Here is a 1,555-nt window from a genome sequence, read left to right on the forward strand (position 1 = left end):
CTGTACTACCGCACGCTGTCGGCGCTGTTCGACGACGCTCGATTCTCGGCCGTCGTGGTCGGCCTGATCCAGACCGATCCGGTTACGTGTGCGATCAAGATGCCGCCTGTGCTGCGCGCAGTGCGGGAGCTGCGACCGCAAAAACCTGTGATCTGCGCGGGGCTCGACGAAGGGGCGATCGTGCCGGCCGAGTACATCGATCAGATGCGCGAACTGGGCGTGCCGTATTTCCCGAGCACCGAGCGTGCTTTGCGCGCTGTTGCCCGACTCAGCGAACTCGGTACGCGCGACTTCGCCGAGTCTGCGCATGAACCGGTTGCAGCCGACCTGCCGCGGCAAGGGGACGTTGTGCCCGAATACCGCGCCAAGCAGATCCTCGCACCACTCGGCATTCCGTTTGCGCCCGGCGAGCTGGCCACGAACCTCGATGCCGCGCTGACGATCGCGGATCGGATTGGCTACCCGATCGCGCTAAAGATGCAAGCGGTCGAGTTGAGCCACAAGAGCGACGTCGGCGGCGTGATACTCGGTGTCGACTGCGCCGACAATCTGCGCGCAGCTTGGATGCAGCTCGACGACAATTTGAAGCGACATGCGCCGGACGTGGTGCTCGACGGTGTGCTGGTCGAGAAGATGGGCAGCCGCGGTCTTGAGATGATCGTCGGCGCACGTAACGATCCGCAATGGGGGCCTGTGATCCTGGTTGGCCTCGGCGGAGTCACGGCGGAGATAACGCGTGATGTACGCCTGCTGGCCCACAATTTGCCGATGGAAGCGGTCGTGCACGAGTTGAGGCAATTGCGGGGCGCTGCCTTGCTGCAAGGATATCGGGGAGAGCCGCCGCTTGACGTGGAGGCGCTAGCGCGGGTGGTGGTAAACCTTGGGGCGCTGCTGCAATCCGAACCCCGCATTCGTGAGATCGACCTGAATCCGGTGATTGTCTATCGACAAGGTTCCGGCGTACTTGCATTGGACGCGTTGATGCTCGTGAAGCCGTGCGAATTGTCAACTTGAATGTCAACGTAGCGACGACCGCCGCTCGAGGCCACTATTTGAATGGAGAACAGCGGTCGAATCGATTGGCTCTTTTGAATGCGTGGGCCGCCAGACCTGATCCGGCGGACTCGCACCCGAGCCCTTCCACCCTCACTTCGTCAACCACTGCATCCTGGCGCCTCGGGCGCCGAGAGGGAATAGGTCATGTTCCTGAAAAACACCTGGTATGTCGCCTGCACGCCCGATGAACTCGCAGGCAAGCCGCTCGGCCGCACAATCTGCAACGAGAAAATGGTGCTGTACCGCGACAGCAGCGGCATCGTCGCCGCGCTCGAGGACTTTTGCCCCCACCGCGGTGCACCGCTGTCTCTCGGCTTCGTACGGGATGGACAACTGGTCTGCGGCTACCACGGCCTGGTCATGGGCCGCGACGGCAAGTGCGCGGCCATGACGGGCCAGCGCGTGGGCGGCTTTCCGTCGATCCGCAGCTACCCCGCCGTGGAGCGCTACGGCTTCGTCTGGGTGTGGCCCGGCGACGCCGCGCTCGGCGATCCGGCGC

The 1,555-nt window shown here is 63.7% G+C and carries 2 protein-coding genes; both read left to right on the top strand.

Annotated elements, in window-relative coordinates; translation table 11 throughout:
- A partial coding sequence (locus tag P3W85_RS20890) for an acetate--CoA ligase family protein (RefSeq protein ID WP_276266192.1) occupies nucleotides 1–1,014 on the top strand: 1,014 nt, incomplete at its 5' end.
- A gap of 186 nt (nucleotides 1,015–1,200) precedes the next feature.
- Nucleotides 1,201–1,555: Rieske 2Fe-2S domain-containing protein (locus tag P3W85_RS20895; RefSeq protein WP_276266193.1), on the top strand; the 355-nt coding region annotated here is incomplete at its 3' end.

This window comes from Cupriavidus basilensis, assembly GCF_029335485.1.
Taxonomy (GTDB): domain Bacteria; phylum Pseudomonadota; class Gammaproteobacteria; order Burkholderiales; family Burkholderiaceae; genus Cupriavidus; species Cupriavidus basilensis_E.